At 71.9% G+C, this 1234-nt stretch carries 1 protein-coding gene and 1 pseudogene; one reads left to right on the top strand and one right to left on the bottom strand.

Features of this window, described 5'->3' with window-relative positions:
* Positions 1 to 377, top strand: a pseudogene (locus AB0M20_RS44480) (endonuclease); the annotation flags it as partial.
* Here the strand turns inward: AB0M20_RS44480 and AB0M20_RS44475 are convergent.
* Positions 361 to 951, bottom strand: coding sequence for a helix-turn-helix domain-containing protein (locus tag AB0M20_RS44475; protein WP_364307619.1), 591 nt, complete (start codon positions 949 to 951; stop codon positions 361 to 363). The pseudogene AB0M20_RS44480 and the gene AB0M20_RS44475 sit on opposite strands and share 17 nt — an antisense overlap.
* Positions 952 to 1234: the final 283 nt, after the last annotated feature.

Here is a 1234-nt window from a genome sequence, read left to right as displayed (position 1 = left end):
CCAGCGACCACGACCCGCAGATCGCCCGCTTCCAGAGCCGGGCGGCGGTGTCGGTCGGCGACGCGACCGTGGACGAGGGCGACTCGGGCCGGCATCCGATGAGCTTCCCGGTCACGCTCTCGCGTCCGGTGGACTATCCGGTGACGATCTGCGCGAGCGCGGTCCACGGCACAGCCCTGCCGGTCCTGGACTACGAGCTGTTCTTCGGCTGCCGGCTGATCCGGCCGGGCGAGACGACCGCAGAGCTGGTGGTGCAGGTCCGGGGCGACCGCCGCAAGGAGCCGAACGAGAGGTTCACGCTGGTGGTCGGCTCGGTCACGCCGGGGGTACGCACCACCGACGGCATCGCCACCGGAACCATCACCGACGACGACTAGGACCGCGGCAGACGGCCGGCGGCGCGCCCGGCGCCGGCCGACCCGCCTCCACCCAGCTTTCGTATTCGGTCATCGCCGCGGCGGCGCGGCCGTATTCGCCCACTTGGTAGCGCCGCCGCCACCAGACCTCCGGCAAAATCGGCGGCGGCACATGCCGGAACTGCTCCACGCGCACCTCCCACTGGCTGCGCCGTCGCCGCACGTCACGCCACTCCCGATCCCGATGAAAGGTCTCCGGCGGCCGGGCCAGCCCGTAGACGTCACCCCACCACTCCCCTGGCTCGGGGTCGAGGATCGTGTCGAGGTGGCTCGGGTAGCGACGCCCGGCCCCGTCCCGGGTGTCATCCCAGTCCGCCATCGGCTCGACACGCCGCCCGCCGGTGTCGATGACGGTCAGCCTGTGCCCGGCGATCGCCAGAATTCGCCGCAGAAGCAGGGCGCCGGGCTGAGCTGAGCCGGCCTCGAGCTTCCCGATGGTCGACGGCGCGACGCCCACGGCATCGGCAAGCTCGCGTTGGCTGAGCACCTTGATGCGCCGCACCCGCCGGACGAACCCGGCGACCGGGAAGGGCATGAGTCGAGGCTGGTCGCATGGTGTTTCCGGTCGTCCCATGCCTCGACCGTGGCACAGTCGCACGGCGGGGGCGGCAGCCCTTGTGGACAGCCCCCCGCTGTGGACAACCACGCCCCTTTGCTCTGCTTCCCTGTAGGAAGCAGATCCAGGGACTGAACCCTCCGCTGGGCCTCCCCTTCACGGCGCCGCAGCGCCGGCATCCGGCCCGTTACCAGCACCGGCGCTCTGAGGCCGCTCCGGCGGCAGTGAGTCCGGCAAGTGCATCCGGGGGCGGCGACGGGTG

The organism is Actinoplanes sp. NPDC051633, assembly GCF_040681735.1.
GTDB lineage: Bacteria > Actinomycetota > Actinomycetes > Mycobacteriales > Micromonosporaceae > Actinoplanes.
Note: the sequence above shows the minus strand (reverse complement) of the source record. Positions and strands in the feature narration are given on the sequence as shown.